23 protein-coding genes and 1 riboswitch are annotated in these 24,990 nt (G+C 69.3%); of the genes, 6 read left to right on the forward strand and 17 right to left on the reverse strand.

Annotated features, from left to right (window positions below; translation table 11 throughout):
• Positions 1-36: 36 nt before the first annotated feature.
• The gene (gene clsB / locus ASF44_RS26400) at positions 37-1,293 is read right to left on the reverse strand and encodes a cardiolipin synthase ClsB (RefSeq protein ID WP_056902248.1); all 1,257 of its coding nucleotides are present in this window, start codon (positions 1,291-1,293) and stop codon (positions 37-39) included.
• 222 nt (positions 1,294-1,515) lie between these two features.
• Between clsB and ASF44_RS26405 the strand changes: the two genes are divergently transcribed.
• Both ASF44_RS26405 and ASF44_RS26410 read left to right on the forward strand, forming a co-directional pair.
• Positions 1,516-1,833, forward strand: a complete 318-nt coding sequence (locus ASF44_RS26405; RefSeq protein WP_056902249.1) for a helix-turn-helix domain-containing protein — start codon at positions 1,516-1,518, stop codon at positions 1,831-1,833.
• Complete coding sequence (locus ASF44_RS26410; protein WP_056902250.1) at positions 1,830-3,131, forward strand: type II toxin-antitoxin system HipA family toxin; 1,302 nt, start codon at positions 1,830-1,832, stop codon at positions 3,129-3,131. The genes ASF44_RS26405 and ASF44_RS26410 overlap by 4 nt, the downstream gene beginning before the upstream one ends.
• A gap of 10 nt (positions 3,132-3,141) precedes the next feature.
• Here the strand turns inward: ASF44_RS26410 and ASF44_RS26415 are convergent, their stop codons facing one another.
• A complete protein-coding gene (locus ASF44_RS26415; protein ID WP_056902251.1) occupies positions 3,142-4,422 on the reverse strand; it encodes an aminotransferase class V-fold PLP-dependent enzyme in 1,281 nt (426 codons plus the stop codon).
• Between the two features lie 112 nt (positions 4,423-4,534).
• Between ASF44_RS26415 and ASF44_RS26420 the strand changes: the two genes are divergently transcribed.
• Complete coding sequence (locus ASF44_RS26420) at positions 4,535-5,434, forward strand: LysR family transcriptional regulator (protein WP_056902339.1); 900 nt, start codon at positions 4,535-4,537, stop codon at positions 5,432-5,434.
• A 9-nt stretch (positions 5,435-5,443) separates the two neighbouring features.
• Here the strand turns inward: ASF44_RS26420 and ASF44_RS26425 are convergent, their stop codons facing one another.
• Together ASF44_RS26425 and ASF44_RS26430 are read right to left on the reverse strand one after the other, a co-directional pair.
• Entirely contained in the window at positions 5,444-6,337 is an 894-nt protein-coding gene (locus ASF44_RS26425; protein WP_056902252.1) for an amino acid ABC transporter substrate-binding protein, read from the reverse strand.
• Between the two features lie 125 nt (positions 6,338-6,462).
• Positions 6,463-7,281, reverse strand: a complete 819-nt coding sequence (locus ASF44_RS26430; RefSeq protein ID WP_056902253.1) for a helix-turn-helix domain-containing protein — start codon at positions 7,279-7,281, stop codon at positions 6,463-6,465.
• A gap of 70 nt (positions 7,282-7,351) precedes the next feature.
• Between ASF44_RS26430 and ASF44_RS26435 the strand changes: the two genes are divergently transcribed.
• Positions 7,352-8,590, forward strand: coding sequence for an MFS transporter (locus ASF44_RS26435; protein ID WP_056902254.1), 1,239 nt, complete (start codon positions 7,352-7,354; stop codon positions 8,588-8,590).
• Positions 8,591-8,607: 17 nt separating this feature from the next.
• Positions 8,608-9,357: a sulfite exporter TauE/SafE family protein gene (locus tag ASF44_RS26440; RefSeq protein ID WP_056902255.1), complete on the forward strand. Its 750-nt coding sequence runs from the start codon at positions 8,608-8,610 to the stop codon at positions 9,355-9,357.
• Between the two features lie 48 nt (positions 9,358-9,405).
• On the opposite strand, the gene ASF44_RS26445 is transcribed toward ASF44_RS26440, so the two are convergent.
• The 12 genes from ASF44_RS26445 to ASF44_RS26500 all read right to left on the reverse strand — a co-directional run bounded on the left by ASF44_RS26445 (position 9,406) and on the right by ASF44_RS26500 (position 20,364).
• Positions 9,406-9,909 carry a 6,7-dimethyl-8-ribityllumazine synthase gene (locus ASF44_RS26445; RefSeq protein ID WP_056902256.1) on the reverse strand — a complete coding sequence of 168 codons (504 nt, stop codon included), beginning with the start codon at positions 9,907-9,909 and terminating at the stop codon, positions 9,406-9,408.
• Positions 9,910-10,000: 91 nt separating this feature from the next.
• A riboswitch (FMN riboswitch) is annotated at positions 10,001-10,184 on the reverse strand.
• Between the two features lie 63 nt (positions 10,185-10,247).
• Complete coding sequence (locus ASF44_RS26450) at positions 10,248-11,348, reverse strand: PHB depolymerase family esterase (protein ID WP_056902257.1); 1,101 nt, start codon at positions 11,346-11,348, stop codon at positions 10,248-10,250.
• Between the two features lie 11 nt (positions 11,349-11,359).
• Entirely contained in the window at positions 11,360-11,773 is a 414-nt protein-coding gene (locus tag ASF44_RS26455; RefSeq protein ID WP_056902258.1) for a hypothetical protein, read from the reverse strand.
• A gap of 73 nt (positions 11,774-11,846) precedes the next feature.
• Positions 11,847-12,764 carry a DMT family transporter gene (locus tag ASF44_RS26460; RefSeq protein ID WP_156374713.1) on the reverse strand — a complete coding sequence of 306 codons (918 nt, stop codon included), beginning with the start codon at positions 12,762-12,764 and terminating at the stop codon, positions 11,847-11,849.
• An 18-nt stretch (positions 12,765-12,782) separates the two neighbouring features.
• Positions 12,783-13,658: a sugar phosphate isomerase/epimerase gene (locus ASF44_RS26465; RefSeq protein ID WP_056902260.1), complete on the reverse strand. Its 876-nt coding sequence runs from the start codon at positions 13,656-13,658 to the stop codon at positions 12,783-12,785.
• An 11-nt stretch (positions 13,659-13,669) separates the two neighbouring features.
• On the reverse strand, positions 13,670-14,563 hold the full coding sequence (locus ASF44_RS26470) for an NAD(P)-dependent oxidoreductase (RefSeq protein WP_056902261.1): 894 nt from the start codon (positions 14,561-14,563) through the stop codon (positions 13,670-13,672).
• Positions 14,560-15,261, reverse strand: a complete 702-nt coding sequence (locus ASF44_RS26475) for an SDR family NAD(P)-dependent oxidoreductase (RefSeq protein ID WP_056902262.1) — start codon at positions 15,259-15,261, stop codon at positions 14,560-14,562. The genes ASF44_RS26470 and ASF44_RS26475 overlap by 4 nt, the downstream gene beginning before the upstream one ends.
• Positions 15,239-16,201: a tripartite tricarboxylate transporter substrate binding protein gene (locus ASF44_RS26480; RefSeq protein WP_056902263.1), complete on the reverse strand. Its 963-nt coding sequence runs from the start codon at positions 16,199-16,201 to the stop codon at positions 15,239-15,241. Before ASF44_RS26480 ends, ASF44_RS26475 begins: the two co-directional genes overlap by 23 nt.
• Positions 16,202-16,247: 46 nt before the next feature.
• Positions 16,248-17,438 (reverse strand): dihydrodipicolinate synthase family protein, encoded by a 1,191-nt coding sequence (locus ASF44_RS26485; protein WP_056902264.1) that lies wholly within the window; start codon positions 17,436-17,438, stop codon positions 16,248-16,250.
• 4 nt (positions 17,439-17,442) lie between these two features.
• A complete protein-coding gene (locus ASF44_RS26490; protein WP_056902265.1) occupies positions 17,443-18,606 on the reverse strand; it encodes a Gfo/Idh/MocA family protein in 1,164 nt (387 codons plus the stop codon).
• A gap of 48 nt (positions 18,607-18,654) precedes the next feature.
• Positions 18,655-19,623, reverse strand: a complete 969-nt coding sequence (locus ASF44_RS26495) for a tripartite tricarboxylate transporter substrate binding protein (RefSeq protein WP_056902266.1) — start codon at positions 19,621-19,623, stop codon at positions 18,655-18,657.
• Between the two features lie 93 nt (positions 19,624-19,716).
• Positions 19,717-20,364: a TetR/AcrR family transcriptional regulator gene (locus ASF44_RS26500; protein ID WP_056902267.1), complete on the reverse strand. Its 648-nt coding sequence runs from the start codon at positions 20,362-20,364 to the stop codon at positions 19,717-19,719.
• A 100-nt stretch (positions 20,365-20,464) separates the two neighbouring features.
• On the opposite strand from ASF44_RS26500, the gene ASF44_RS26505 reads away from it, so the two are divergent.
• Entirely contained in the window at positions 20,465-22,168 is a 1,704-nt protein-coding gene (locus ASF44_RS26505; protein ID WP_056902268.1) for a thiamine pyrophosphate-binding protein, read from the forward strand.
• Positions 22,169-22,271: 103 nt separating this feature from the next.
• Here the strand turns inward: ASF44_RS26505 and ASF44_RS26510 are convergent, their stop codons facing one another.
• Positions 22,272-24,866, reverse strand: coding sequence for a hypothetical protein (locus ASF44_RS26510; protein WP_156374714.1), 2,595 nt, complete (start codon positions 24,864-24,866; stop codon positions 22,272-22,274).
• Between the last annotated feature and the right edge of the window lie 124 nt (positions 24,867-24,990).

The raw sequence follows: 24,990 nt of genomic DNA on the forward strand, positions 1-24,990 counted from the left end.
GGAAGCGAGCTTGCGCGGGGCGGCCCGGCGCGGCGCTCATGGCGTGGCCTCCCGGGCTGCCACGGGGCAGGCCTCGACCAGGGCGTCGGTCTCCAGGGCCGGCACCAGCTTGGGGTTGTGGCGCGGCAGGCCGCCGAGCCAGCTCGGGTAGCGGCGCAGCACGTGGAACACCACATAGCTGCGCATCAGCTGCCAGCCGCTGGGCTCGCCGATGCTGGCGCGGTCGATCTGCTTGCAGGCGTTGTCGACGAGGTGGTCCAGCCGCTCGCGCAGGGTGCGGTTGAAAGCCTGGTCGTGGATCAGCACGTTGGCCTCCAGGTTCAGCGCCAGGCTCAGCGGGTCGAGGTTGCTGGAGCCCACCGTGGCCCAGCGGTCGTCCACCAGCGCCACCTTGCCGTGCAGCGGGCGCTCGCAGTATTCGTACACCTCCACGCCGGCGCGCACCAGGTGGTGGTAAAGCATCTGCGCTGCGACCTTGACGATGGGCATATCGGGTTCGCCCTGCAGGATCAGCCGCACCTGCACGCCGCGCTTGGCCGCGCGGCGTAGTTCGCGGATGAGCCGGTAGCCGGGAAAGAAGTAGGCGTTGGCGATCGTCACGTGCTCGCGCGCCGCGCGGATGGCGAGCCGGTAGTAGCGCTCGATGTCGTCGGTGTGGTGCGTGTTGTCGCGCGTGACCAGCATGGCCTGGGCGTCGCCGGCCGGCGGCAGCGCGCGCGCGCGCTGGCGCATCAACGCGCGGTGGCTGAACCAGCGCTTGATGCCCGTCTGGTGGCGCAGGCCCTCTGCCAGCATGGCATGCACGAAGCGGTGGATGTCGCCCACCAGCGGCCCGCGGATCTGCACGGAGTAGTCCTGCTTGGCCTGCGGGCCGAAATCCATCAGGTGGTCGGCCGAATAGTTGATGCCGCCGATGAAGGCCAGCTCGGCATCGACCACGACGATCTTGCGGTGCATGCGGCGCAGCATGTTGGTGCGCCACTTCCAGATGCGCAGGCCAGGGTCGAACACGTGCACGCGCACGCCGGCTTCGCACAGGCTGCCGATGAAGCGGTCCGACAGGTCCGGCGATCCGAATCCGTCGATGGTCACGTCGATCTGCACGCCACGCCTGGCGGCCGTCAGCAAGGCCTCGTGCAGCGCCAGGCCGACCTTGTCCTCGAACAGGATGAAGGTTTCCAGCACGACTTCCTGGCGGGCGTTGGCGATGGCCTCGAAGACGCGGGGGAAGAACTGCTCGCCGTTTTCCAGAAGTTCAAGCTCGTTGCCGCTGGTCCAGCGCGTGGCGTTCATGGTGGGTCAGGGTGACAAAGGTGAGGGCCCATGTGTACCCCGCACCCCGGGGGGACACTGTAGGACAAGGGCGGTTGGGCCTGTGTCGGGATGCCCCGATCCGCAACTGGTCTTTGTGGGATGAGCCGTAGAGAGCTCTTTTGAGATCGATTGCGTAGCAGAATGTGCAATCCACTAAAATTGCTACAATTAATACTCTTACAGGCCAGAAAGATCGTTGAAATGAGCATCGTGGCGCAACTCGTGCAGGCCCGCAAACACAGCGGCATGACCCAGGCAGCGTTGGCGGCCGCGGCAGGGCTGTCGCGCATGACGGTGCAGCGCATCGAGAGCGGCGACATCGACCCGCGCCTGTCCTCGCTGCTGGAGATGGCGCGCGTGCTGGGGCTGGAGGCGCTGGCCGTGCCCGCCACGCTGCGGCCCGAGCTGGAGGCCTTCGTGCGCGCCGGCGGTCGGCTGCTGGGCCAGCCCGCCGGGGCCGGCGCGCCGCCCTCGGTGGTCGACACCATCGGCCGCCAGCACGGTGGGCCCGGAGGATGAGCACCGCCATCCGCTATCTGCGGATGCACCTGCACCTGCCCGACCGCAGCCGGCGCGCCATCGGCTACCTCTCGCAGTACGGCGACATCATGCGCGCCTCGTTCGACGCCGACTACATCGCCGATCCGCAGCGCCCCACGCTGTCGCTGGCCTTCCGCGGCGAGCGCGAGGACGACACGCGCGCCATCCTCGCCGCGCCGCACGACGCCCGCCTGGTGCAACTGGGCGGGCGCTGGCCGGCCTACTTCGCCAACCTGCTGCCCGAGGGCCATAACCGCGAGCGGCTGGCGCGCGAGCGCCGTTGTGGCCCCGACGACGAGTTCGAGCTGCTGGCCGCCGCCGGCCACGACCTCATGGGCGCCATCGAGGTCGAGCCCGTGCCCGCGCGCGAAGGCATTCCCGACGTGGTGCGGCACTGGCACACGGCCCTGGGCCTGGACGTGCTGGAGCCCGGCTTCGTCGAGGAGCCCGTGGAGGACGCGGCCGCGCTGCCCGGCGTGGTGACCAAGTTCTCGGCCGTGCAGGACGGCAGGCGCTACCTGGTGCGCCGCCACGGCCAGGCCGGTGCCTTCATCCTCAAGCTGCCCACGGCACGGCACCCCGACCTGGTGGCCAACGAGATGGCGGGCTACCGGCTGTGCGGGGCGCTGGGCCTGGCCTGCGCCCAGGCCCGCGCGATCTCGCGCGCCGACGCCGAACTGCCCGAGCAGCTGCCGTTCGACCAGATCCTGGCCGTGCAGCGCTTCGACCGCGGCCCCGACGGCCAGCGCATCCACATGGAGGAATTCGCCCAGGCGCTGCAGTACCCGCCGCAGCACAAGTACGGCCGCGAGATGGTGCGCGACTACGCCACCATGCTGCAGGTGCTGGACCGTTACTCGGCCCGTCCCGCGCCGGACGTGCGCGAGTTCATGGCCCGCTTCGTCGCGTTCATCCTGCTGGGCAACACCGACGCCCACCTCAAGAACTGGGCGCTGCTGTACCCCGACGCGCGCCAGCCGGTGCTGGCGCCGCTGTACGACCCGGTCTGCGTCAGCGCACTGTTCGCCGACGTGGGCCCGCACGACTACGCCGTGAACCGCGCCATCGACACGCGGCTGCGCGCCTTCGGCTGGGACCAGCTGGAAGCCATGCTGAAGGCCGCGCGGCTGCTGCGCGTGCCGAATCTGCTGCGCATTGCGCGCCAGCTGGTGCGGCAGGCGCAGGCGGATTGGCCCGCGTTGCTGCGGGAGGCGCCGCCCGCGGTGCACGGGGCCGTCACCGAGCGGCTGGCGGGCGGGGTGGCGCTGGCCGGTTGATCGAACCGACTCAGGCAAAAGCCTTCGCGATCTCCCGCGTGACGCGCAGGAAGCGGTCCACGTCGTCCGTGCCGTGGCAGTGCAGCGGCGACACGCGCACGGCGCCGGCCAGGCCGAACGATTCCAGCATGCGCCTGGAATACAGGCTCGTGGCCACGCGCTCGTAGACCACCACGCCGCGGCGCTCGTACTCGCGCACGGCCTGGGCGTGCTCCAGGCCCTCGATGCCGATGGCCAGGATCAGGTCGCGCTTGGACAGGTCCTCGAAGTCCAGGAACACCTGCACGCCCGGCAGGCGGCGCAGGCCCGGCGCCGCGTCGCTGCCGTCGAGCAGGCGTGCCAGCAGTGCGCGCTCGTGCAGTTCGATCTTCTCGATGCCGCGCGCGAACAGCGCGCGCCGGTCGCCGGTTTCGCCGGACTGCGTGCCCAGCCAGCACACGTAGTCGACGATCTCGCTCATCACCGCGAACTGCCAGGGCGCGGCGCTGCCCAGGTCCCAGAAGTCCGGCTTCTTGGCCGCGAGCTTGTGGTGCGGCAGCAGGGCCGCACGGTCCGACAGCCAGGCCAGGCCCGAGCCGCGGCAGCCGAAGAACTTGTAGGGCGCGATGTTGATGCCGTCGACCGGCGTCTTCGACAGGTCGATCAGGCCGTGCGGCGCGTGCTGCACGGCATCGACCACGATGTACAGCTCCGGCTGGATGGCGCGCGCGCGCCGCACGATCTCGGCGATGTCGAGCTTGGCGCCCGAGATGTTGGAGGCGTAGATCACGCTGAGCAGCGCGGTGTCGGCATCGACGAGGGCGCAGATGGCGTCCACGTCCACCCCGCCCGTGACCGGGTTGGACGGCGCCACGCGCAGTTCGCGGCCGGTGCGCGTGGCATACAGCTGCATGGCATCGAAGGAGGAGGGGTGCTCCAGCACGGTGGTCACCATGTTGGTGCCGGGCACGTTCTCGGCGATGGCGCGCACCATGTCGAACATGGCGCCCGAGGCGGTCAGCGCCGCATACACGCTGCCGCCCTCGGCGTTGAGCACGGTGCGCAGGTCCTGCGTGCCCTGGGCCTGCACCTGCTGCAGGAACACGGCGGCTTCGTGGATGCGTTCGGGGTTGTCGGGCACGGCGTCGATGCGCGCGAACTGCTCCACCGCGGCCTTGAGACGAAACGAGCCGCCCGCGTTGTCGAAGAACAGGCGTTCGCGGCCGCCGAGGTCGTGGTCCACGTGCAGGAAGCGGGACTTGATCTGCGCCTGCAGCGCGCTGGAGAAGAGTTCGCCTTGGGGGGCTGTCATGGGTTGGGTCCTGGTGGGATGGACAGATTCTGCGGGGCGTGCAGCATTTCTAAAAGCGATATTTATGGATACGATTCCAAGAGGAAAAGTGTTCTTTCAAGGCCTGGCGATGATGACCTTCAAGCAACTCGAAGCGCTCTACTGGATCGGCGAACTGGGCAGCTTCGCGCTGGCGGCGCAGAAGCTGCACACCTCGCAGTCGGCCGTGTCCAAGCGCGTGCACGAACTCGAGCAGGCGTTCGACACCGCGCTGTTCGACCGCAGCCAGCGCTCGGCGCGGCTGACCGACAAGGGCGAAGAGATGTTCGTGCTGGCCAAGGGCCTGCTGGACCAGCGCAATGCCGCCATCGAGCAGTTCGGCCGCGCCGAGGTCGTCGCGCGCCGCGTGCGCATCGGCGTGACCGAGCTCACCGCCATGACCTGGCTGCCGCGCTGGGTCGAGCTGATCCAGGTGCACTACCCGCAGGTCACGCTGGAGCCGGATGTGGACAGCAGCGTCAACCTGCGCGAGAAGGTGCTGGCCGACGAGCTCGACCTAGTGGTGGTGCCCGATGCGTTTGCCGACACGCGCATCCCGAGCAAGCAGGTGGGCGCGGTCGAGAGCGCCTGGATGTGCAAGCCCGGCCTGGTCGAGGCCGGCCGGCGCATCCGCCTGCACGAGCTTGCGCAGTACCAGCTGCTGCTGCAGGGCCCGCGTTCGGGCACCGGCCTGCTGTACGACAGCTGGATGAAGAACCTGGGCGTGCAGCCTGCCAAGCCCATCGTGGTCCACAACCTGGTGGCGTTGATCGGTCTCACGGTCTCGGGCCTGGGTGTGAGCTACCTGCCGCGCGAGGCCGTGGCGCCCATGCTGCAGGGCGGCTTGCTGGCGCTGCTGGACGTCACGCCGGCGCTGCCGGCCGTGCCCTACGTGGCGATGTACAAGGGAGAGCACCGCAGTTCGCTGCTGGCCTCGGTGGTCATGCTGGCCCAGGAAAGCTGCGACTTCTCACGCATGTTCCAGGGCGATTGACCACTGGGCTCAGACCCCGTCGCTGTTCGGTGCCTTGTAGATCGCCTTGACCGCGTCGGTCATCGGGAAGTTCAGGTTGGCATTGTTGGGCGGGATCGGCCGCAGAAACCACTTGGCGTAGATCTCGTTGATGGCGCCGGAGGCCATGGTCTCGGTCACGGTCTTGTCCACCAGCGCCTTGAAGGCCGGATCGTCCTTCCTGTACATGATGCCGTAGGGCTCCTGGCGCAGCGATTCCTGCGTGAGGATGCGGAAATCCTCGGGATTGGGCGAGGTGGCGATCAGGCCGGCCAGCTGCACGTCGTCCAGGATGTAGGCGGCCGTGCGGCCCGAGGCCATCATGAGGAAGCCGTCCGCCGTGTCCTTGGCCGCGAGGTCCTGCACCTCGATGTTGCCCGTGCGCTTGTAGCTGCGCAGCAGCTGCACGCCCGTGCTGCCGGCCACGGTGGAGACGGTCTTGCCGTTCAGGTCGGCGAACGCCTGGATGCCCGAGTTCTTCTTCACTGCCGCCGTGATGCTGGTCACGAAGTGGCTGGGCGCGAAGGCCACCTGCTGCTGGCGCTGCACGGTGTTGGTGGTCGTGGCGCAATCCAGGTCGACCGAGCCGTTGGTCAGCAGCGGGATGCGGTTGGTCGAGGTCAGGATCATGTAGCGCACCTCGATCTTCGGCAGGCCGAGCTGGGCCTTCACGGCATCGACGATCTTCAGGCAGATATCGTTCGTGAAGCCGGTCGGGTCGCCGCCGCCGGTGGGCTTGTACGAGAACGGGATCTGGCTGTCGCGCGCGCCGATGGTGATGGCCCCGCTGGACTTGATCTTGGCCAGCGTGTCGGACTGGGCCGCGGCATGGCCGCAGGCGAGGGCGGCCGCCATGGCGATCGTCAGGGAGGAAAAGTGCTTCATGTCGGGGCCTCGCAGGGGTTGGGGGATGGGATGGCCGCGATTCTCAAAGCAAGCCGGCTGATCCAAAAGCGATTTAAGTTCATCGATCCCCGTTCGGAAAAGCGATGAGTCGCAGCCGCGTCGCCTCAGCGCCCCTGGAAGCTGCTGGGCGGCTGCCCCATGGCGGCCTTGAACATGGCCGAGAACGCGCTTTCGCTGGCATAGCCGGTCGCCGCGGCAACATGCGCCACCGACGCCCCCTGGGCCAGCAGCGGCAGCGCGTGGGCCAGGGCCGCCTGCTGGCGCCACTGCTGGTAGCTGGTGCCCAGCTCGGCCTGGAACAGCCGCGCGATGGTGCGTTCGCTGGCGCCGACGTCGGCGGCCCAGTCGGCAAGCAGCGTGCGTGCCGCGGGCGCGCGCACCACGGCCTCGCACAGTGCGCGCAGACGCTTGTCGCCATGCTGCGCATGCGGCATGGGCACGGCCAGGGCCTGCGGGTCGGCATGCGTGATCTCGTCGTGCACCAGCGGCATCAGCAAGGCCTCGCGCCCGGGCCGCAGGGGTTGCGCGTCCAACGCCTGCACCAGCTCGCGCAGCAGCGGCGAGGCCACGATCATGCGGCTGCCGCTCCAGCCCGCGGGCGTGAGGCTGGCGTGCAGGTACAGCGTGCGGAATTCGGCCGCCTCCAGCACATCGATGCAGTGCAGCTGGCCGGGCGCGATCCACACCGCGCGCGAGGGCGGCACGATGTAGGTGAGCTCATCCAGCCGCTCGCCCTCGGGCAGTGCGCGCACGCGCAGGGTGCCGGTGGCGCAGAAGGCCAGCTGCGCCCACGGGTGGCGGTGCGGCTCGAAGTGCGTGTCGGCCGGCATGCTGCGCGCGCGCACGCGCACCGGGCGCGCGGGGTCGGGCGTGAAGGGGTCGGTGTCGCCGACGGGTTCGAGGCGAGGATGTCGCTGGGCCATGCGCAGATTGTCCGGTATTCGACGAATCCTGTCCTTTCGTCGTATTTCTGCAGGCGTAGCATTCCGCCCCATGACGACGACGACAGCGGCCTCCCTGCCGGCGGGCAAGGCGAGCCTGAGACAAGACGCCCACGTGATCGGCCTGGTCGGCATTGCCCACCTGGTCAGCCATTTCAGCCAGTTGTTGCTGGCGCCGCTGTTTCCATGGCTGAAGGACGACTTCGGCGTGGGCTACGCGGAACTCGGCTTCCTGATGACGCTGTTCTTCGTCACGTCCTGTGCGGTGCAGGCGGCCTCGGGCTTCGTCGTGGACCGCTTCGGCCCGCGGCCGGTGCTGTTCGCCGGTCTCGCGCTGCTCGGGCTGGCGGCCTTCGGCTATGCGTCCAGCACGCAGTACTGGATGCTGGCGTTGTTCTCTGTGCTGGCCGGGATCGGCAACGGCGTGTTCCACCCGGTGGACTACACGCTGCTGAACCGCAAGGTCAGCGCCGCGCGGCTCGGGCATGGCTACAGCGTGCACGGCATCACGGGCAGCCTGGGCTGGGCGGTGGCGCCGGCCATGCTGGTGCCGATCACGATTGCCACCTCCTGGCGCACGGCGCTGGTGTGCGCCGGCATCTTCGCGTTCGCGGTGCTGGCGGTGCTGCTGCTCAACCGCGACAAGCTGGCGCTGCCCGCGGCCGCCCCGGCCAGGCCCGGCGCCGCCGCGGCCGACAGCAGCTTCGGCTTCCTGCGCATCCCCGCGGTCTGGATGTGCTTCGGCTTCTTTTTCTTCTACGCGGTGGCGCTGGGCATCGTGCAGGTCTTCGCACCCGGCGCCGCGCGCGAGCTGCACGCCGTGCCGGTGGCGCAGGCCGCGCTGTGCCTGACGGTCTACATGGTCTGCAGCGCGCTGGCCATGGTGGCGGGCGGCTTCCTGGTGTCGGACCCCACGCGCTGCGAGAAGCTGGTGGCACTGGGTTTCGGTTTTGCGGCCTGCGTGGCGCTGGCGCTGGGCCTCGCGCATCCGCCGGCCTGGATGGTGCCGGTGATGTTCGGCCTCATGGGGCTGGGCGCGGGCATCGCCGGGCCCTCGCGCGACATGATCGTCAAGCGCGCCACGCCGGCCAATGCGAGCGGCCGCGTCTACGGCGTCGTCTACTCGGGCCTGGACATCGGCCAGGCCCTCGCGCCGCTGGTGTTCGGCCCGCTGATGGACCACGGGCGCTACGGCAGCGTGTTCTTCGGCCTGGCGGTCGTGCAGGCCGTGCTGATCGCCAGTGCGTTCAACGTGGGCCGCGCGCGGCGCACGGCGCTGGCGCCGGCCTGATGTCCCGCTAGCGCCGGATGTCGGTCGCGCTGGTTGCCTGGGTCGCCATCGGCGCGGCCCTGGCGGGTTTCGTGCAGGGCCTGTCGGGCTTTGCGTTCAGCATGGTCTCGCTGTCGGTCTGGGCCTGGACGCTGGATCCGCTGCTGGCCGCCTCGCTGGCGATCTTCGGCGGCTGGACCGGCCAGGTGATCGCGGCCTTCACGCAGCGCCGCCTGCCCGACAAGGCCTTGCTCTGGCCCTTCCTGGCCGGCGGGCTGTGCGGCGTGCCGCTGGGGCTGTGGCTGCTGCCGCGGCTGGACGTGGTGGTGTTCAAGGCCGCGCTCGGGCTGCTGCTGGTGGTCTGGTGCCCGACGATGCTGCTGTCCGCGCGGCTGCCGCGCATCGGCGGTGGGCGGCTGGGCGATGCGCTGGCAGGCCTGGTGGGCGGCGTGATGGGCGGCATCGGCGGACTGTCCGGCACGGTGCCCACGCTGTGGTGCACCTTGCGCGGATTCGAGCGCGATGCGCAGCGCGCCGTCATCCAGAACTTCAACCTGGCCATGCTCAGCGTGGCGCTCGCGCTGCATGTGCTGGGCGGACACCTCACGGCCGCCATGCTGCCGCTGCTGGCCATCGTGGCCGCGGCCGTGCTGGTGCCCGTCCTGCTGGGCGCGCGGCTGTACCAGGGGCTGTCCGAGGCGGCCTTCCGCCGCCTCGTGCTCGGGTTGCTGACGGCCTCGGGCGTGGCGATCCTGGCGTCGGCGCTGCCCGAACTGCTGCGGCGCTAGAACGCGTCCGCCCCCTGTCCAGGTTCCCGGACCGGGGCGGACACCTTCTCAGGCCGCCAGCAGCGCATCGAGGCGCTGCAGCCCGGCGATCGTCTGCACGCAGGCGTGCGCGGCCTCCGTGCCCTTGACCGCGAAGTGCTGGTGGAAGTACTTGCGGTGCTCCACATGCTCGTGGAAGTGGTGCGGCGTCAGCACGGCCGACAGCATGGGCACGCCGGTTTCGAGCTGCAGGTCCATCAGGCGGCTGACCACCGTGTTGGCCACGAACTCGTGGCGGTAGATGCCGCCGTCGACCACGAGCGCGCAGCACACCACGGCGGCATAACGGCCCGACTGGGCCAGCCGCTTGGCATGCAGGGGGATCTCGAACGCGCCGGGCACGTCGAGCACGTCGATGCGCTCGCGCGGCACGCCCTGGCGTTCCATCTCGGCGAGAAAGGCGTCGCGTGCCTGGTGCACGATGTCGGAATGCCACTGCGCCTCGACGAAGGCGATGCGGCGCTGGTCGCCGCCGGTGTGGGAAGACAGAGGAAGGTCGTTGAGCTGACTCATGGTGTTTCCTTGGAACAAGGTTGGCCTGAATCAGGGCGCACGAAAGCAACCGCCTGCACGCGTCCATGGCAGACGCGCGCGGGCACCGCGATCGCGCTCTCTTTCATCCGGACTTTAGGAGCGTGTTCGAGACCGAACACGTTCCAACCGTCGGCTCCGGGATCGCACCGGATCTGCTGACCCTTGCACGGTGGCGTGCAAGGCGCTCGCGGGCTTGTGCGGGTTGCCCCGCCATCACCGCCGGTGGGGAATTGCACCCCGCCCTGAGAACGCTTTGCGCCGGCCCGTGGAGGTCGGCGCCAGGAGATTCTAGGCCGCGTGCACCGGCCCTCTGGCGGCTAAGGACGCCTGTGCGACAGGAAGAAGCGCAGCATCTCGGCGCTGGCATCCACGCCGCCCGGCGCGGTGTAGCTGCCCTGCGGGCTGCCGCCCGACCAGGCATGGCCCAGGCCGTCGAGCGCCCAGTGCTCGGCCCGGCTGCGACCGTCCGGGCCGCGGTAGACGGTGTGGGTGAAGGCCTGGCCGTTCGGCGCTCGGCCCTTGGCGATCTCGGGCGCGGAACCGTCGCGGGGGCGGGCTGCACGCAGGACGGCGGCGCCATTGGCCGGGTGGACGGTGGTGTCGGCCCCGCCATGGAAGACGATCACCGGGCATCCCGGCAGATCGGTGGTCGCCACGCCAGCGGGGCCGCTGCGCATCGCCGACAAGGCCGAAGGCAGGTCGCTCGCCGCGCCGAGCGGCAGGCCCGAGTGCACGCCGACGGCGGCGAACAGGTCGGCATGGCTGCGGCCCAGGATGTCGGCCATGGCACCGCCTGCCGACAGGCCCGCGGCATAGACGCGCGCGGGATCGACCGCATGCGCGCCTGCGATCTGCCGCGTCAGTGCCGCCAGCAGGTCCGGCTCGCCCTGGTCGCGCCGCTGGTGCTGCGTCTTGAACCAGTTCCAGCACTTCTGCGCGTTGGCATGCTGGGTCTGCTCGGGGTAGAGCACCAGCATGCCCGCCGCCCGCGCCAGCTGGTTCATGCGCGTGCCGGCGGCGAAGTCGTCGGCGTCCTGCGTGCAGCCGTGCAGCATCACGAGCAGCGGCCGCGGCGCAGTGGCCGTGCCGGCCTCGGTGGGCGGCACATAGAGCCTGTAGGCCAGCGTGCGGCCGCGGTGGCTGAAGCTGCCGCGCAGCCATTGCTCGGCGGCGGGCGCAGGCGCCTGGCCATCGGGCGCGGCACTGCGGGCGGTGGAGGGCGGCAGCGCCTCGTCTTCCAGCACGCGGCTTTCGGCGTCGATCACCATGCCCCGGGCCGGGTGCGGTGGCTCGGGCGCCGCGCCGGCCAGGCCGGCGTCGCGCAGGGTGCGCTGGATCAGGTCGGTGGCGGCCTGCAGCTGGCCGCCCTGCGTCAGGCGGGTGGCCTCGCCGAACAGTTCGGTGAACATGTGCTTCATGGTGGGGGTTCTCAGGTGATGCGTCCGGCCAGGGCGGCGCGGACGGCAGGGCTCGCATGCAGCGCGCCCAGGACGGTGATCGATTCGATGGTCTGCGCCGCAAGCTCTGGCGGCACATCGGGTGCGATGCTGGCAAGGCCCAGCACGCGGATCTGCAGCTTCTCGCCGGCTTCGCGGGCCCGTGTGAGGTCTGCGACCGAGAACTGCTGTAGTCCAAGCACCAGCATCTTGCGTGCAACCACCTGGCGCAACGCGTCGCCGTGGGTCGCCAGGTGGTTGCGGATGGCGGTGCGGATGAAGTCGCTGCGGTTGGCGTAGAAGCCCTCGGCAACCAACAGGTCGATCTGGCCCAGATCGACGTAGCCGAGGTTGATGGTCAGTTTCTCGGACTCGCTGATGCGTGCGACAGAGCTGGTGGTGGTCATGAAAACATCCTCATGCCATCCATATGGATGGTGAGTGGATGATTTCAAGGGCCCGAAAGCCCGAATGCGCAAATCAGTCGGCCTGCGCGTCCAGCGCCATCCGCTGCGCGCGTGCCGTGCGGCCGCGCTGGTCGTGCACCACGTACAGCCCAGAGCCGACCAGCAGCGCGATGCCGCACCAGGCCCAGGCGTCGGGCACGTCGCCCCACACCACATAGCCCAGCACGACGGCGAACAGCAGGGCCGAGTAGCGGAACGGCGCCGTCAGCGAGACCTCGCCCTGGCGCATGCACTGGATGATCAGGAAGTAGCCGGCGACGAGGAAGACCGAGGCCGCCGCGAGCCAGGCCAGCGGCACGAGGCCGAAGGGCTGCCAGCCCTGGGCCAGCGACATGGCCGCCGACAGCACGGTGACCGCGACCGCCGTGGCCAGCGTGACCACGATGGAGGGAATGGCCGGATCGATGCGGCGCGTGAGCAGGTCGCGCGTGGCGTGGAACAGCGTGCCCGCCAGGCACAGCAGCGCCCAGGCGTTGAAGCCGTCGCCGCGCGGCTGCACCACGCACAGCACGCCGGCGAAGCCCACGGCCACGGCCAGCCAGCGCGCGGCACCGGGGCGCTCGTCCAGGAACCAGACCGCGAACAGCACCAAGAACAGCGGAGCCGCCAGGTTGATGGCCGTGGCGTTGCCGAGCGGCAGGTGGAACAGCGAGAGCAGGTACATCACCGTGGCGCACGCGTCGACAGCCGCACGCCCGGCCACGCGCGGGTGCAGCACCTGCCGCAGCTGCCCGCCGGCGCCCAGTGCGAAGGCCAGGCCCAACACCAGCAGCGAGGCGAAGGCCCCGCGCAGGAAGATCAACTGCGCCGAGGGCATGCCCTGGCTCACGTGCTTGACGATGGCGTCGTTGACGACGAAGCCCGCCATGGCCCCCACCATCATCCAGATGCCGCGTCGGTTGGCGGCTGCTTGGGTGGAGGGGGAATGCACGGCGCGGTTATACCGCGCTCACACGGCGCTTCTGTGGCGTTCGATGCAGGTGTCCAGCACCTCGCCGCCGGGGCGTTGCCACCAGTCGAGCTCCGAGAAGATCTCCACCTCGGCGAAGCCCGCGAAGCCGGCCTGCTCGACCCAGCCGCGGATCTTCTTCAGTTCGACCACGCCGTCGCCCATCATGCCGCGGTCGTTGAGCAGGTCGCGCGTGGGCGTGAGCCAGTCGCAGACGTGGTAGGCCAGCAGGCGTGTCTTCTTCGCATGGCCGGCGCGCGCGATCTGCTGCTGCAGCTTGGGGTCCCACCAGCAGTGGTAGACGTCCATGGCCACGCCCAGCATGCCGGTCTGGCCGGGGTCGAGTTCGTCGCACAGGTCCAGCGCGTGCTCCAGCGTGTTGATGCAGGCGCGCTCGGCCGCCTGCATGGGGTGCAGCGGCTCGATGGCCAGCGGCATGCCGACCTCGCGTGCGTATTCGAGCGAGGCGGCGATGCCGTCGCGCACCTCGTTGCGGGCGCGGGCGATGTCGGTGTAGGCCGGCTTGCCGGTCAGCGCACCTGGCAAGGCGCCGACCACGAGCACCAGGCAGGCCGCGTCCAGCGTCCTGGCCTCGTCGATGGCGCGGCGGTTGTCGTCGAGCGCGGCGGCCAGGCCGGCGGCGTCGGCGGCCGGGTAGAAGCCGCCGCGGCAGTAGCCCGACAGCTGCATGCCGTGCTCCTTGAGCTGCCTGCGCGTGGCCTCCAGGCCGGCCGCTGCCACCTGGTCGCGCCAGGGGCTGATGGCGCGGATGCCGCGGCGTGCGCACTCGTCGATGATTTGCGGCAGCTGCCACTGCTTGCGCACGGTGGCGGTGTTCATGGACAGCCATTCGTGGCTGGAAGAGAAATCGCGCATGGGGTGAAGGCTCAGGAAGAAGTGGGGGGAGTGCGTTCGCGGCGCAGCTGGCGCACGATGGCGGCGTTGTCGAGTTCGCCGTCGCCGGCCGCGATGGCGGCACGCATGAGCGCCGCGTGGGTCTGCGACAGCGGCAGGCCCTGGCCTTGGGCCGCGGCGGCGGCCAGCATGAGGTCCACGTCCTTCAGATGCTGGCGGATGCGCGACTGCGGTTCGAAGCGCTCCTCGACCATCATGCGGCCCTTGGCCTCGGCCGCGCCGGAGCGCGCGGGCGTGGCCAGCACCAGTTCGAGGAAGGCCGCAGGTGCGATGCCCAGGCGCTCGGCGAAGACCATGCCTTCTGCCAGCACGGCGCGGTTCAGGCCCAGCACGAGGTTGGTGGCCAGCTTGGCGCGCGCGCCCATGCCGGCACCCCCCACGTGCACGCGCGTGGTGGCGATGCGGTCCAGCAGCGGTGCTGCGCGGGACAGGGTGGCCGCGTCGGTGCCGACCAGCATGGTGGCCTCGCCGGCCGCGATCTGTTCGCTGGAGCCGGACAGCGGCGCCTCGATGAAGCCCAGGCCGCGTGCGGCCAGGCGTCCGGCCAGGGCCTGCAGCTTGTCGGGGTCGCCCGTGGAGCAGTCGATCAACAGTTGCGTGCGTGGCGCTGCTGCCGACAGCAGGCCTTGCGCGCCCTCGACGCTGTCGACCACGCCGCCGGTGTCGAACACGGCCAGCACCACGGTGTCGCAGCGCTCGCCGAGCAAGCGCACGCTGTCGGCTGCTTCACCTTCGAACGCTGCACGCGCCTCGGCGCGGATGTCGTAGCCCAGCGTGGCGATGCCGGCTTCACGCAGGCGCTGCGCGATGGCCTGGCCCACGAGGCCCAGCCCGATCAGTCCGACGGGTGAGACGGGGACGGTCATAGCGAAGCGCCACCGCAGACGCGGATGTCCTGGCCCGTGATGGGCGCAGCGGCCGGCGACAGCAGGAAGCCCACCAGTGCGGCAATCTCGTCGGGTTCGATGAGCCGGCCCATGGGCGGCAACCTGGGTTTCTCGGTCTGGCGTGCCGGGTCGGCCAGCATGCCGGTGCGCGTGGCGGCCGGCGAGACCACGTTGACCGTAACCCCCTGTGCCACGACCTCGGCCGCCCAGCTGCGCGCCAGCGCCAGCATGGCGGCCTTGGTGGCGGCGTACTGGCTGCGGCCGGCCACGCCGCTGGCGACACGGCTGCCGACCAGCACCACGCGGCCCTGGCCTGCGCGCGCCATGGCGGGCAGCAAGATGTTGGCGATGCGGCTCAGCGCGTCCACATGCAGTTGCCACATGAGGGCCCCGTCCTCGGGCTGCAGGCGGCCCAGCGGTGCCACGCGCAGCACGCCGGCCGCGTGCACGAAGGCCTCAGCGCCCTCGGCAGCGCGGGCCGCGGTTTCGGTGGCGGCACCGTCTGCCAGATCGACCTGCACATGCCGGTAGCCCGCGTGGGCGATGGACGCCGTCGCCCGGTCCATGCCCGTCACGGCCCAGCCCTGCGCGAGCAGGGTGTGGGCAATCGCGGCGCCGATGCCGGCACTGCTGCCGGTCACGACGGCACGGGACTCACTCGGGGCGGATGTTGGCATCGGCGATGGTCTTGAACGCGCGCGCCGTGTCGTCCTTCTGGAAGCGTGCGAACTCTTCGGGGCTGCCGCCGCCGAGCAGGATGCCCTGGCTGGTGAGCCGTTCCTTCATCTCGCCGGCCAGCGCCTTGTTGACCTCCGCGTTGAGCTTGGCCGTGACCTCGGCCGGCAGCTTGGCCGGGCCCCACAGGCCATACCAGCTGTAGAACTCGTAGCCTGGGATGGTCTCGCCGACGGTGGGCACCTCGGGCAGCGTGGGCAGCCGCGTCTTGGAGGTGACGGCGATGATCTTGAGCAGGCCGCTCTTGTAGAACGAGGTGGCGCCCAGCACCGGGTCGACGAAGCCGGCGATCTGGCCGCCCACCAGGTCCTGGTAGGCCGGCGCCGAGCCCTTGTAGGGCACGATCTGCAGGTTCAGGCCGGCGCTGCTCTTGAGCAGCTCGGTCGAGAAATGCCCGGCCGAGGCGATGGAGCCGACCGCGAAGCTCAGCTTGCCGGGGTTGGCCTTGGCATGCGCGATCAGCGACTTGACGTCGGTGATGGGCAGGTCCTTGTTGACCGAGACCGACAGCGGCGCCTTGGCCACCAGCGCGATCGGCGTGAAGTCGGTCGCCGGGTCGTACGGCGGCGTCTTCAGGAAGTGCGTGGAGGTGGTGAACGTGGACGCGTTGAACAGCAGCGTGTAGCCGTCGGCCGGCGACTTGGCCACCGTGCCCGCACCGATGGTGGCGTTGCCGCCCGGCCGGTTGTCGACGATGAAGTTCTGGCCCGTCTGCTCGCTGAGCTTTTGCGCGAGCAGCCGGCCCACGGTGTCCAGCGTGCCGCCCGGCGGGAACGGGATGATCACGCGCACGGGCTTGTTGGGGTAGGTGTCGGCCAGCGCGGCCGTGAACGGAAGCGCGAGGGCGAGGGCCGCCAGGGCCCGGCGTGAAACGACGTGCATGGATGTCTCCTATGTTGCGGATCGGGCCATTCGCGGCCCCGGGGGCTCAATCGATGCCGTGCACGGCCAGCAACCCGCGCATGCGCTGCACGGCCAGCTCGGGCTTTTCCAGCACGTTGGCCGCATCGGCCAGGCGGAACAGCTCGGCCAGGTGCTGCAGCGAGCGCGTGCTCTGCTGGCCGCCGACCATGCTGAAGTGCTTCTGGTGGCCGTTGAGCCAGGCCATGAACACCACGCCGGTCTTGTAGAAGCGGGTGGGCGCGGCAAAGATGTGGCGCGACAGCGGCACCGTGGGGCCCAGGATGGCGTGGAACTCTTCCAGCTGGCCCTGTGCCAGCTTGCCCAGCGCAGCGCTGGCGGCCGGCGCGATGGCGTCGAAGATGCCCAGCAGCGCGTCGCTCTGGCCGTGCAGGGGCTGGTCGCCCCAGCCGTCGCCTGCGATCAGCTCGGCGTAGTTGAAGTCGTCGCCCGTGTACATGCGCACGCCCGCGGGCAGGCGCCGGCGCATGGCGATTTCCTTGTCCTTGTCGAGCAGCGAGATCTTGATGCCGTCCACCTTGGACGGGTTGGCGGCGATGACGGCCAGGGCCGTGTCCATCGCGGCATCCACGTCCTTGGTGCCCCAGTAGCCGGCCAGCGCGGGGTCGAACATGTCGCCCAGCCAGTGCAGCACGACCGGCTGCCTGGCCTGCGACAGCACGCGGTCGTACACGCGCTCGTAGTCGGCCGGGCTCTTGGCCACGCGGGCCAGCGCGCGGCTGGCCATGACGATGAGCTTGCCGCCGAGCTTCTCGATGGCGGCCATCTGCTCCTCGTAGCCGCGGATCACGTCGTCCACGGTCTTGACGCTGTCGATGTCCAGGTGGTCGGTGCCGCAGCCCGAGGCCACGAAGGCGCCCGGGTGGTCCTTGGCCGCGTCCAGCGAACGGCGGATCAGTTCCAGCGAGGTGGGCCAGTCCAGGCCCATGCCGCGCTGGGCCGTGTCCATGGCTTCGGCCACGCCCAGGCCCAGGGACCACAGGTGCTGGCGGTAGGCGATGGTGGCGTCCCAGTCCACGGCGGCCGTGAGCCAGGGGTCGACGGCGGCCAGCGGATCGGCCACGACGTGCGCGGCCGAGTAGGCGATGCGGTTGAACTTCAGGCCTGCGGGCGGGCGGGCCAGCGGCTGGCCGCGCAGGGTGTAGTCGGCCAGGCCTGCCGGCGAAGAGGGCGTGGGGAGCTTGATGGACAGGGCCATGGCGTCAGACCTTCAGCTCGGGCACGTCGACCCAGCGGCGTTCCTTGTGCGACTGCAGCGCGGCCTCGACCAGCTGCACGCCCTTGGCGCCTTCGGGCAGCGTCCAGGCGTAGGGCGCGTCTTCGACCACGTGGCGGATGAAGTGCTCCCACTGGATCTTGAAGCCGTTGTCGTAGACCATGGAATCGGGCACTTCCTGCCACTGGTCGAAGAAGTTCATGGTCTGCTTGACGTCGGGGTTCCAGACCGGGCGTGGCGTGTTCACGCGGCTCTGGGCGCGGCAGTCCGACAGGCCGGCCACGGCCGAGCCGTGCGTGCCGTCGACATGGAAGGTCACGAGGTCGTCGCGGCGAACACGCGTGGCCCAGCTCATGTTGAGCTGCGCGATCACGTTCTCGCCGCCGTGGCCCTGCAGTTCGCAGGTGGCATAGGCCGCGTCGTCGGCCGTGGCGGTGTATTCCTTGCCGGCTTCGTCCCAGCGCTTGGGGATGTGCGTGGCCGCCAGGCAGGAGACCGACTGCACCTTGCCGAACAGGTTGTCCAGCACATAGCGCCAGTGGCACATCATGTCCAGGATCATGCCGCCGCCGTCTTCGCTGCGGTAGTTCCAGCTCGGGCGCTGGATCGGCTGCAGGTCGCCCTCGAACACCCAGTAGCCGAACTCCAGGCGCACCGACAGCATCTTGCCGAAGAAGCCCGCGCGGCGCAGCATGTCCAGCTTGCGCAGGCCGGGCAGGAACAGCTTGTCCTGCACGGCGCCGTGCTTGAGGCCCGACTTGCTGGCGGTCTTGGAAATCTCCATGGCCTCGGCCAGCGTGGTGGCGATCGGCTTTTCGCAGTAGACATGCTTGCCGGCGCGCAGGGCCTGGGCCAGCAGCGTGGGGCGCATCTGGGTGGTGCCGGCGTCGAAAAACACCGTGTCGTCCTTGTTGGCCAGCGCGGCTTCGAGGTTGGTGCCCCAGCGCGCGATGCCATGGGCCTTGGCCAGCGCCTCGATCTTCTCGGCGTTGCGGCCGATCAGGATCGGGTCGGGCATGACCTTGTCGCCGTTGGAGAGCGTCACGCCGCCCTGGTTGCGGATGGCGACGATGGAGCGGATCAGGTGCTGGTTCATGCCCATGCGGCCGGTGACACCGTGCATGATCAGACCAAGGCGTTGGGTAGGCATAGCGGACTTCCTGCGAACGTGGAGAGGGAGATGAAGGGGGCGGGGGGGTCAGTTGGAGGGCGAGAGTCCAGCCGCCTTGACCAGCTTGGCGTTGGCCTGGATCTCGGTCTTGATGTAGGCGTCGAACTCTTCGGGCTTCATGGTCCAGGCGTCGGCACCGAGCTTGGTGAAGCGCTCCTTGACCTCGGGGCTGGCCAGCGCCTTGAGCACTTCGTCGTGCAGGCGGTTGACGACCTCGCGCGGCGTCTTGGCCGGGGCCATCATGCCGATCCAGAAGTTGAATTCCGAGCCGGGCACGCCGCCTTCGGCCGTGGTCGGCACGTCGGGCAGGGCGCTCGCGCGCTTGGGCGAGCCGACCGCCAGGGCCAGCAATTGGCCGTCCTTGATCTGGCCGATGACGGGCGCGATGGGCGAGAAGTAGTAGTCCACGCGCCCGGCCAGCACCTCGGTGACGGCCTCGGCCGAGCCCTTGAACGGGATGTTGGTGGCGTCGATGTGCGCGGCCATCTTGAACTTCTCGGCGTTCAGGTGCGTGGCGCTGCCCTGGCCGGCCGAGGCGAAGTTCATCTTGCCGGGCTCGGCCTTGGCCTTGGCCACGAGATCCTGCACCGACTTGATGCCCTTGGCCGGCGAGATGACCAGCACGTTGGGCGTGCTGGAGATCGGCGTGACGGCGGCGAAATCGGCCACGGTGTCGAACGGCAGCTTGGCGAAGGTCGACGGGCTGACCGTGTGCGACGACGAGTGGATCATGATCGTGTAGCCGTCCGGCGCGGCCGTGGCCACGGCCTGCTGGCCGATGGTGCCGCTGGCGCCGCCGCGGTTGTCGACCACCAGCGTCTGGCCCATGCTCTGGCCCATCTTGTCGGTGATGGCGCGCGCGATGATGTCCGTGGTGCTGCCGGCCGCAAACGGCACGACCACGCGGATCGGCTTGGTCGGGTAACCGCCCTGGGCAGCGGCGAGCGCGGGCAGCAGGGCGGTGGCAAGCAGGGCGGCCAGGCGGGTCAAGGTCATGTCGGGTCTCCGGATGTTGGCTGATTTTTCACCAATTGGTGAATTGCCGCATTCTAGAAACCCGTTCGCGCCGGCGTCAACGCGCGCCCGCGGTCAGCTTCTAAGTACATACCCTAGGACGACCTCGCACATGTGGGAAAGGCGTTCGTGCTGCGCCTTGGGGGTCATGAGGTCGCGGCCGAACACGGCCCGCAGCGTGTGCTGGTTCGACAGGTAGAAGTACGCCATGCCGGCGATGGAGACGTACAGCTGCAACGGGTCGATGCCGCCGCGGAACAGGCCTTCGGCGCGGCCGCGCTCCAGGATCTGGGCCAGCGTGTCGATCAGCGGCGAGTTCATCTCGCGCACCCGGGCCGACTCCGCCAGGTGGGCGCCGCGGTGCAGGTTCTCGCTGTTGAGCAGCGTCAGGAATTCGGGGTGGGCGAGGTAGTAGTCCCACGTGAATTCGGTGAGCCGGCGGATGGCCTGGGCCGGTGGCAACTCCTCCAGGTGCAGCTGCTTCTCGGCCTCGCGGATGTCCAGGTAGGTCTGCTCCAGGACGGCCAGGAACAGTCCGTCCTTGCTCTCGAAGTAGTAGTAGATGAGGCGCTTGTTGATGCCTGCGCGCTCGGCGATGCGGTCGACGCGGGCGCCGGCCAGGCCGTAGCGCGCGAACTCCTCGCGCGCGGCATCCAGGATGATCAGCTGCGAGCGGTCGGCATCGCGGGTGCGCGGTTCGAGGGGCGTGGGGGTGGCGCTCATGGCTCAATAATTAACTGATTGGTGAATAAAGGCAAGCCCCGGAGGGCCGCGGCCCATAATGGCCGCCGTCTTTCGCAACGCAGCTTCCCACAGGAATTCCATGAGCAAACAGATCGCGGGTCATTTGTTGGTGCAGTGTCTGGTCGAGCAGGGCGTGAGCCATGTCTTCGGTGTTCCCGGCGAGAGCTATCTCGCGGCGCTGGACGGCTTCCACGCCTACGGCGAGCGCATCCAGTTCGTGGTCAACCGCCAGGAGGGCGGGGCGGCCTTCATGGCCGAGGCCCATGGCAAGCTGACCGGCCGGCCGGGCGTTTGCTTCGTGACGCGCGGGCCCGGTGCCACCAACGCCTCGATCGGCGTGCACACGGCGTTCCAGGACTCCACGCCCATGGTGCTGTTCGTGGGCGACGTGGCCAGCGATTCGCGCGACCGCGAGGTGTTCCAGGAGGTCGATTACCAGAGCTTCTTCGGCCCCAGCACCAAGGGCTTCGCCAAGCGCGTGGAACGCATCGACGACGCGCGGCGCATTCCGGAATACGTGGCGCGTGCGTTCGCGACCGCCATGAACGGACGGCCCGGCCCCGTGGTGCTGGCGCTGCCCGAGGACATGCTGGTGCAGGAGGTCGATGTGGCACCGCTGCCCCGCGTGGAAGCGGTGCAGGCCTGGAGCGATCCGGGCGCGCTGCGCACGCTGCGCGAGATGCTGCTGGCCGCGCGCAGGCCCTTCGTGATCGCCGGTGGCAGTGGCTGGACGCCGCAGGCCGCGCAGGCACTGCAGCGCTTCGCCGAGAACTGGCGTTTGCCGGTGGGCAATGCCTTCCGTTTCCAGGACACCTTCGACAACTGGCATGCGCAGTACGCCGGCGACATCGGCATCGGCCTCAATCCCAAGCTGGCCCAGCGCGTGAAGGACAGCGACCTGGTGCTGGCCATCGGCCCGCGCCTGGGCGAGATGACCACGGGCGGCTACACGCTGCTGCAGGCACCGCGCAGCGTGCAGAAGCTGGTGCACATCCACGCCAGCGCCGAAGAACTCAACCGTGTCTACCAGGCCGACCTGGCGATCAACGCCACCATGAACGCGGCGGCGCGCTCGCTGGAGGTGCTGACGGCGCCGACCAGCCTGCCCTGGGAGGACTGGACCCAGGCGGCCCATGCCGACTACCTGGAGAACCTGCAGCCGCAGGCGCTGCCGGGCGACATCGACATGCCGGCCATCGTGGGCCTGCTGCAAAAGCACCTGCCGACCGATGCGGTGGTGACCAACGGCGCCGGCAACTTCGCGAGCTGGATGCACAGGTTCTTCCGCCACCACGGCCTGGCCAAGGGCCACAAGACGCAGCTGGCGCCGACCAATGGCGCAATGGGCTACGGCGTGCCGGCAGCGATCGCCGCGGCCATCACGACCGGCCGCACGGCCTTCACGATCGCCGGCGACGGCGACTTCCTCATGAATGGGCAGGAGCTGGCAACGGCTTCGCAATGCGGCGCGAAGAGCATCGTGCTGCTGCTCAACAACGGCATGTTCGGCACCATCCGCATGCACCAGGAGCGCGAGTACCCCCAGCATGTGAGCGGCACCGCGCTGGCCAACCCCGACTTCGTGAAGCTGGCCGAGGCCTATGGCTATGCCGGTGTGCGCATCACGCGGACCGCCGAGTTCGAGGCGCAGCTGCTGGCGGCGCTCGAGCGCCCGCAGGGCACGCTGATCGAGGTGGTGCTGGACCCCGAGGTCATCACCACGCGCGGCACGCTGCGTGCGATCACGGAAGCTGCGCTGAAGAGGGGCGGCAACGGGGCATGAGCCCGGCAGCCCCAAGTTCATCGAATCCCGTGTTCAGCGGCGCCACGTCGGGCGTTGCCGATGCCCGTTGAACCCGGACGCTTCGCGGCTTCAACGGGCGGTTTCATCTGCTGAGCTGGCCTGCGGCGCCTCCTGGCAGCGCCTTCTGCGGATCGCCGGCCCTGGTGGCAGCGGACGGGTCGTCGCAGCGATCGCGCAATGCACGTCCGGCGAACAGATCCTGCAAGGTCTCCTTGCAGCCCCGCACGATGGTGCTTGCGCTCGTGTTCAGGTTGTCCCGCACTTCTGGCGAAAGCGACCAGCCCAGTGGCGGTTCCGGCTGGTTCTTCTCCAGGTCGGGCAGATACGCCTCCACGACGATGCCATTGCGGCTGCGGAACGCTTGCGCAGCCGCCACGACGGCCAGGCGTTCGCGTTGCTCGCGCGTGGTCAGCAGGGCGTTGATCGGGCTTGTCAACTCCGGAAGCAGCCAGCCCGGCGATAGCGGCTGGCGCTCCAGGCGGTGCGTGCTGAGCGACAGGCACTGACGGTCCGCAAGCTCTCCTTTGCAATACGGCTCGGTACCTGGCGAGTTGCGGATGAGCAGCAGCACAGGACGTGGGCCGCCGCCGTTGCGCATCCCGGCCTGGCCTTGGGCTTGTGGCGCGGAAGCGGTGTCGTGGCTTTGGCGGGAGGGATCCAATGCGCTCAGGAGTTGGACGATGGTCGCCGCACCGGAGTTCTCGAAGTAGCCGCCATCGACGATGCGCGCATCGCTGAACGGCCCCTTGCCCGTGCAATCGCTCAGATTCTTCAGCCGTCCCGCCGGACTGACATAGGTGAACCGCGCGCTGTTGTGCACGGCGGCTGCGAGCGAGATGCTGGCAGTGCTGGGTGCCCTGTCCGCCGGCAGGCGAGGGCAGCCAAGGTCGTACACGTCCAGGAACTGCTCGACGTTGACGTTGGCCTGGATGGCGCGCCGACCGTCCTCGACGATGGTCGCGTTCAGGAAGATCATCGGCGTGCGCGCCGCATGGGCGCCGAGCGCACGCAGCGGCTTCCTGAACGGGCTGCCCGTGACATCGTCGAACGCATCTGCGAAGGCGTTCTCCAGGCCACGGGACCGGTCCAGCGCACCGACGGGGATCGGGAAAACACGCTGTACCGCGTCGTAGAAGAGCAAACCGGCGACCGCAGGCGAGAAGAAGTCCTGGCCGAGCTTGTGGCTGGCAAGGTACTGGCTCGACGAACCACCGGCAGGCGGGGTGTCCTTGACGGGCGTGGCGAACAGTGTCTGGTGGACGGCCGCGAATGCGCTCACACCAAGGCTTCCGCCAGAAACCCCGGACATCGCAAACAGTGCGCAGTCGAAGTTGCGGCCGAGCTGCACCGACAGTTCTTCCAAGACACGCGCCGTCCAGTAGGCCGCGCGGATGCCTCCGCCTGCAGCGGCCACATACAGGGTCGGCGCCGCATCACCGGAGGGGCATCCCTGCGCAGCGCGTTCCTGTGCCCAGCCGGCTGCATGGACGCTTGGCAACTGGGCAACGGGTGCAGCCGCGCCGCCTTCAACGGGCCGCATCCCGTGGTTGTCGAGCCAGATCCCGGTCACCAGCAGCGCGAGGAAGGCGGGTGCGGTGTACGTCGGCTTGCCGCGCGACAGTGGCCAGTAGACCAGCGCCATGGTCGCGATGAAGCTCAAGCCACCGATGCCGAAGAAGATCAGGGCGGTGCCACCGAACAAGCGCGGCAGGCCGACAGGGAAGGCCGCGAAGGCGATGGCCAGCGCGACGTAGACCCAGCACGCGAGCAGGATGAACCCCGTCGTCGCGGGCGAGAGTCGCTCATCGCTTGCGGTCACGTCAGGGATCTGCAGAGGATGGTCTGCCGCGACCGCCCCACGGGCCGCTTCCTCCGGTGGCCCATACGGTGGCCGGCTGGTCTCGTTGGCCGCTGCCGGAAGGCCGCCAGGGCATTGGCCACCGGCGAGCACACTGCCATCGTTTGCTTTTGGCGTTCGATCGGCAAGCGCCCCGACACGTCGCGCGAGCTCGACGATCCACGCGTTGCGCACGGCCGCAATCCATGTTGGCCTTGAGGCCGAGAGCTTTCTCAACCATTCCCGGCGGTATGCCAGTCCGACCAGCAGCGCAGCGGTGACTGCAAACCACATGGTCGAGATGCCGACGGCGAGTGTGTCGTACGCGCGAGATGCGATGAGCGCGTAGCCCAGGCCGGCGGCGAACGGCGGCAGAGCGGCCAGCACGCGTGGCAGCCATTTGCGGATCGTGCGCGTGGCTGCGGCGTCGACGGGGTAGAAGCGGAAGCTGCGGGACACAAGCCGGCGCGCCGCATACCAGATGGAGAGCGATGCCACGGCGACGGAGGTGCCGGACAGAAGGCTCCGCAATGCGGTGGACGGAAAGGCGCTGCCGAGCGTTCGACCCGCATCGTCCGGTCCCCACGACAGCTCGCTCAACGCCGCGAGCATCAGGTCAAGGCCTTGGTCGGAGAGAGCAATCACGTAGGCAGCGATCACACTCCCGAGGATGGGGTAGGCGCACAGGACAAGCACACGTAGCGAGGCCTGCACCTGGCGCCATGGGCCGGGGGGAACTGCACGCTTGTTGCGCCTGGGATCCGCATTGATAGGCATGGTCGATCTCTCCATGGCTGGGAAGCCAGCCTGGTGCCAGCTGTGCTGCTGTTCGATGAACATCCTCTGACCAGGCCATGACAGGCGCTTGTGCTGCGCGACGGTGTGCCACCGGGACCGTCAGGCGCGTCAGAGGTATTCATGCGTCCAACGTACAACGTAGCAGATGTCGTGGGCGTTGGAAACC

Origin of the sequence: Pseudorhodoferax sp. Leaf274 (assembly GCF_001422445.1) — a bacterium.
Lineage (GTDB): Bacteria > Pseudomonadota > Gammaproteobacteria > Burkholderiales > Burkholderiaceae_C > Pseudorhodoferax.

Bases quoted from the DNA above. Each gene is read 5' to 3' on its own strand.
- ASF44_RS26420 (WP_056902339.1), top strand. From the start codon at position 4,535: ATGACCTTCAAGCAACTCGAAGCGCTCTACTGGATCGGCGAACTGGGC.
- ASF44_RS26495 (WP_056902266.1), bottom strand. From the start codon at position 19,623: ATGACCTTGACCCGCCTGGCCGCCCTGCTTGCCACCGCCCTGCTGCCC.
- ASF44_RS26435 (WP_056902254.1), top strand. From the start codon at position 7,352: ATGACGACGACGACAGCGGCCTCCCTGCCGGCGGGCAAGGCGAGCCTG.
- ASF44_RS26450 (WP_056902257.1), bottom strand. From the start codon at position 11,348: ATGAAGCACATGTTCACCGAACTGTTCGGCGAGGCCACCCGCCTGACG.
- ASF44_RS26490 (WP_056902265.1), bottom strand. From the start codon at position 18,606: ATGCCTACCCAACGCCTTGGTCTGATCATGCACGGTGTCACCGGCCGC.
- ASF44_RS26510 (WP_156374714.1), bottom strand. From the start codon at position 24,866: ATGTTCATCGAACAGCAGCACAGCTGGCACCAGGCTGGCTTCCCAGCC.
- ASF44_RS26430 (WP_056902253.1), bottom strand. From the start codon at position 7,281: ATGGCCCAGCGACATCCTCGCCTCGAACCCGTCGGCGACACCGACCCC.
- ASF44_RS26500 (WP_056902267.1), bottom strand. From the start codon at position 20,364: ATGAGCGCCACCCCCACGCCCCTCGAACCGCGCACCCGCGATGCCGAC.
- ASF44_RS26405 (WP_056902249.1), top strand. From the start codon at position 1,516: ATGAGCATCGTGGCGCAACTCGTGCAGGCCCGCAAACACAGCGGCATG.
- ASF44_RS26470 (WP_056902261.1), bottom strand. From the start codon at position 14,563: ATGACCGTCCCCGTCTCACCCGTCGGACTGATCGGGCTGGGCCTCGTG.
- ASF44_RS26425 (WP_056902252.1), bottom strand. From the start codon at position 6,337: ATGAAGCACTTTTCCTCCCTGACGATCGCCATGGCGGCCGCCCTCGCC.
- ASF44_RS26455 (WP_056902258.1), bottom strand. From the start codon at position 11,773: ATGACCACCACCAGCTCTGTCGCACGCATCAGCGAGTCCGAGAAACTG.
- ASF44_RS26410 (WP_056902250.1), top strand. From the start codon at position 1,830: ATGAGCACCGCCATCCGCTATCTGCGGATGCACCTGCACCTGCCCGAC.
- ASF44_RS26480 (WP_056902263.1), bottom strand. From the start codon at position 16,201: ATGCACGTCGTTTCACGCCGGGCCCTGGCGGCCCTCGCCCTCGCGCTT.
- ASF44_RS26465 (WP_056902260.1), bottom strand. From the start codon at position 13,658: ATGCGCGATTTCTCTTCCAGCCACGAATGGCTGTCCATGAACACCGCC.
- ASF44_RS26475 (WP_056902262.1), bottom strand. From the start codon at position 15,261: ATGCCAACATCCGCCCCGAGTGAGTCCCGTGCCGTCGTGACCGGCAGC.
- ASF44_RS26445 (WP_056902256.1), bottom strand. From the start codon at position 9,909: ATGAGTCAGCTCAACGACCTTCCTCTGTCTTCCCACACCGGCGGCGAC.
- ASF44_RS26415 (WP_056902251.1), bottom strand. From the start codon at position 4,422: ATGACAGCCCCCCAAGGCGAACTCTTCTCCAGCGCGCTGCAGGCGCAG.
- clsB (WP_056902248.1), bottom strand. From the start codon at position 1,293: ATGAACGCCACGCGCTGGACCAGCGGCAACGAGCTTGAACTTCTGGAA.
- ASF44_RS26505 (WP_056902268.1), top strand. From the start codon at position 20,465: ATGAGCAAACAGATCGCGGGTCATTTGTTGGTGCAGTGTCTGGTCGAG.
- ASF44_RS26440 (WP_056902255.1), top strand. From the start codon at position 8,608: ATGTCGGTCGCGCTGGTTGCCTGGGTCGCCATCGGCGCGGCCCTGGCG.
- ASF44_RS26485 (WP_056902264.1), bottom strand. From the start codon at position 17,438: ATGGCCCTGTCCATCAAGCTCCCCACGCCCTCTTCGCCGGCAGGCCTG.